Here is a 3,319-nt window from a genome sequence, read left to right as displayed (position 1 = left end):
GGCCGCCACAGTCGGTTCGACCACGCCCGCCCAATGGGTGAGCACGACTTCCAGCGACGAGGTGCGATCGAGCACCTGGGCCGCAAGATCCATGTTGGTCAGCAGTCCGGCCGAATCGTCGACGACGATCTTGCGGAAGCCGCCGTCCTCGATCAGCCCGAGCTTGGTCGCGGTCTCGGCAAAGTCGTAGAAAAAGGGAACCGCGGCATCGGCGGTCTTGCCGGGAATATGCGTGAACTCGATCGGCATTGCCATGTCCTCCGTGGTGTCGGGCGCGCGAAAGCACGCCGAGGATTCGGTTCATTCAACTCCAATTGCCTGTAAGTGGTGGGGCAGCTAACCCCGGTCGATCTGACGACTCAGGGAATAAGACCCAGAACAACGGCCCCGGTGAACACGAACGCAAGGGCAAAGACGAGATAGGCGAAAGCCCCGGCATAGGCCGGGCGGAAGGTCTGGGCATTGGCCGCCCGCTGACCACTGCGATCCGTCTGGGCGTTCTGGATATAGGACATATCGACCTCCGTCTCGTCTGTTAATCTATAAAACTTGTAGACTTTGTCGATTGCTATTTTTCGGTCAAATCTAGAATAATTTTCTCTTAGGTGACGGGAAGTTGGTAGCCACTTGCTTACAGGGGCACTCGGGCGGCCGATCCGTATGGCGCGTCCGTTTTCGGGTCTGCGTCCGAATGGACCTATGGCCTTGCCCTCGCGGCACTCAATTCGTGGATTGGCCGCCCGGCGCCGGCGCGGTAGCATCACCCAACCAGCAAAGCGAAATCGTCACATAAGGGGCAAAAAAAATGGGCACAAGACTGGCCGGCAAGGTCGCCATCATTTCGGGCGGCGCGACGGGAATGGGTGGAGCAGCCTCGGAGTTGTTCGCCGCCGAAGGCGCCAAGGTGGCGATCATCGACCGCAACGGCGAGGCGGCCGCCGCAACCGCAGCGACAATCAGGGCACGCGGCCATGTCGCCGAGCATTTTGTCGCCGACGTCTCCGACGAGGCACAGGTCGAAGCCGCCGTGAAGGGTGCTATCGAAAAACTCGGGCCCATCACCGTGCTGTTCAACCACGCCGGCACCATCGTGATAAAGCCCTTCCTGGAGACCACGGTGCAGGAATGGGATTGGCTGCATGCCGTCAATGTGCGCTCGATGTTCCTGATGACGCGCGCCGTTTTGCCCGGCATGATTGCGGCGGGCGGCGGCTCGATCGTCTGCACCTCGTCGATCTCGGCGGTGGCGGCTACTCCCAACGAAGTGCTCTACGACACCACCAAGGGCGCTTGCCACATGTTCGCCCGCGCCATCGCCGTCGAGTTCCGCGACCGCAACATCCGCTGCAACGCCGTCTGCCCGGGCTTCATCCGCACGCCGCACGGCCTGCGCGAGGTTGCCGACCTCGGCAGGCTCGGCGTCGATGTCTCGGACGCAGCGCTGGCCGCGCAGCAGGGCCGCATCGGCGAGCCGGAAGAGGTGGCGAGGGCGGCGCTTTACCTGGCCAGCGACGAGTCGAGCTTCGTCAACGGCACGCATCTGTTCGTCGACAACGGTTTTACCGCGATGTGAGGCGACGCCTGGCGCCCTTCCTCTCCCCCGTCGATCGGGTGAGAGGTGTCGAGCGCAGCTCGACGGAGTGGGGGTCGACGGAGTGGGGGCGACCCTTGGGCGCGGTGCAGGAAGATTCTTGCGCCTAGTGGCCTTCCAATGTCCGTCGCGACGGTTGCCGGGTGGTTCCCCCACTCCGTCGCGGCTTCGCAGCGCCACCTCTCCCCCCTCCGGAGGGAGAGGAAATGGCACCAAGCCCTGCTTGCTAACGCTCCTCCCTGCGAAATGGCTTGAGCAGCGCCGACGGCGCCACCGCGTTGCGCGACATCACAGCCATGGCGACGATGGTGAAGATGAACGGCAGCATCAGGAACGCCTCGTAGGGGATGTGTCCGAGCCCGCTCGCCTGCATGCGCAGCTGCAAGGCATCGACGAAGGCGAACAGAAGTGCCGCACCCGCCGAGCGCCATGGATCCCAGCGGCCGAAGACGACCAGCGCGATCGCCACCCAGCCGCGCCCGGAGACGACGCCGAAGGTGAAGGCGTTGAACTGCGCCATCGACAGGAAGGCGCCGGCCAGCCCCATCAGCGCGCCGCCGAGGACAACCGCCTGGAAGCGTGTGGCGATGACGCTGACACCGGCCGAATCCGCGGCACGCGGATTTTCACCGACCATGCGCACCGACAGGCCCCATGGCGTGCGGTAGAGTATGAAAGCGGCCAACGGAATGGCCAGGATCGCCATGTAGACCAGCGCGAACTGGTTGAACACCGCCGGCCCGAGCACCGGAATGTCGGAGAGGAGGGGGATCGGCAGCGTCTGAAAACCATTGATGTTGGGCGGCACAGACTGCTGGCCGAAGATCAGCCGGTAGAGGAAATAGGCAAGGCCCGACGAGAACAGCGTCACGCCGATGCCGCAGACATGCTGGCTGAGGCCGAGCACCACCGTGAACAACGCATGCAGCGCACCCATCAGCATGCCGGTCAGCACCGCCGCCAGCACGCCGAGCCACAGGCTGCCGCTGAGGCTGGCAGCGGTGAAGCCTGTCATCGCCGACAAAAGCATGATGCCTTCGATGCCGAGATTGAGCACGCCGGCCCGTTCCGAGAACATTTCGCCCAGCGTTGCAAAAGCCAGCGGCGTGGCGATACGAATGATCGCGGCCAGAAAACCGACCTGGAAGATCTGTTCGAACACCGCGCTCATCGGGCAACCCCGACGCGGCGGATGCGATAGGCGGTGAACAGCAGCGCCACCAGCATGGCGAGCAGTGCAGTGCCCTGGATGACATCGCTGAGGAAGGCCGGCACGCCGGTCGCCCGCGACATCGCCTCGGCGCCGGTCATCACGGCGGCAAGGAAGATCGCCGCCGGCACGACGCCAAGCGGGTTGAGCCGCGCCAGCATGGCAACGACGATGCCGGAATAGCCGTAGCCCGGCGAGATGTCGCTCATCACCTGGAAATGCACGCCGCCGACCTCGCCGACGCCGGCCAGTCCGGCCAGCGCGCCGGACAGCAGCGCTGTCGAGATCAGCACGCGCTCGACATGGATGCCGCCATATCTGGCCGCTTCCGGGTTTTCGCCGGTGACCCTTATCCTGAAGCCGAGCGTGGTGCGCACGATCAGGAACCAGATCAGCGGTGCCGCCAGCAGCGCCACGATAACGCCGAGATGCAGCCTTGTACCTTCGATCAGCACAGGGAAATTGGCCGAATCCTCTATCGGCGGCGAGATCGGATAGCCGCTGAAGGAGTCCTTCCA

At 64.1% G+C, this 3,319-nt stretch carries 4 protein-coding genes and 1 pseudogene; 1 reads left to right on the top strand and 4 read right to left on the bottom strand.

From position 1 onward, the window contains the following. Together ENZ75_RS25980 and ENZ75_RS25975 are read right to left on the bottom strand one after the other, a co-directional pair. Positions 1 to 249, bottom strand: a pseudogene (locus ENZ75_RS25980) (LLM class flavin-dependent oxidoreductase); the annotation flags it as partial. 110 nt (positions 250 to 359) lie between these two features. Beyond that, the gene (locus ENZ75_RS25975) at positions 360 to 515 is read right to left on the bottom strand and encodes a hypothetical protein (RefSeq protein WP_013528960.1); all 156 of its coding nucleotides are present in this window, start codon (positions 513 to 515) and stop codon (positions 360 to 362) included. 290 nt (positions 516 to 805) lie between these two features. Here ENZ75_RS25975 and ENZ75_RS25970 point away from each other — a divergent pair, with 290 nt between their 5' ends. Further along, positions 806 to 1,573 (top strand): SDR family oxidoreductase, encoded by a 768-nt coding sequence (locus tag ENZ75_RS25970; RefSeq protein WP_024504731.1) that lies wholly within the window; start codon positions 806 to 808, stop codon positions 1,571 to 1,573. A gap of 244 nt (positions 1,574 to 1,817) precedes the next feature. Here the strand turns inward: ENZ75_RS25970 and ENZ75_RS25965 are convergent, their stop codons facing one another. Further along, a complete protein-coding gene (locus tag ENZ75_RS25965) occupies positions 1,818 to 2,762 on the bottom strand; it encodes an ABC transporter permease (RefSeq protein WP_063169487.1) in 945 nt (314 codons plus the stop codon). Next, positions 2,759 to 3,319, bottom strand: a 561-nt coding sequence (locus ENZ75_RS25960) for an ABC transporter permease (protein WP_164888003.1), incomplete at its 5' end; no start/stop codon positions are given. The genes ENZ75_RS25965 and ENZ75_RS25960, both read right to left, overlap by 4 nt.

It is taken from the genome of Mesorhizobium sp. M7A.F.Ca.CA.002.04.1.1 (genome assembly GCF_004022805.1).
Taxonomy (GTDB): domain Bacteria; phylum Pseudomonadota; class Alphaproteobacteria; order Rhizobiales; family Rhizobiaceae; genus Mesorhizobium; species Mesorhizobium ciceri.
The sequence above is the reverse complement of the archived record's forward strand: the minus strand, read 5'-3'. Positions and strand labels throughout refer to the sequence as shown.

Coding starts and splice junctions, on each gene's coding strand:
- ENZ75_RS25965 (WP_063169487.1), bottom strand. CDS start 2,762: ATGAGCGCGGTGTTCGAACAGATCTTCCAGGTCGGTTTTCTGGCCGCG.
- ENZ75_RS25975 (WP_013528960.1), bottom strand. CDS start 515: ATGTCCTATATCCAGAACGCCCAGACGGATCGCAGTGGTCAGCGGGCG.
- ENZ75_RS25970 (WP_024504731.1), top strand. CDS start 806: ATGGGCACAAGACTGGCCGGCAAGGTCGCCATCATTTCGGGCGGCGCG.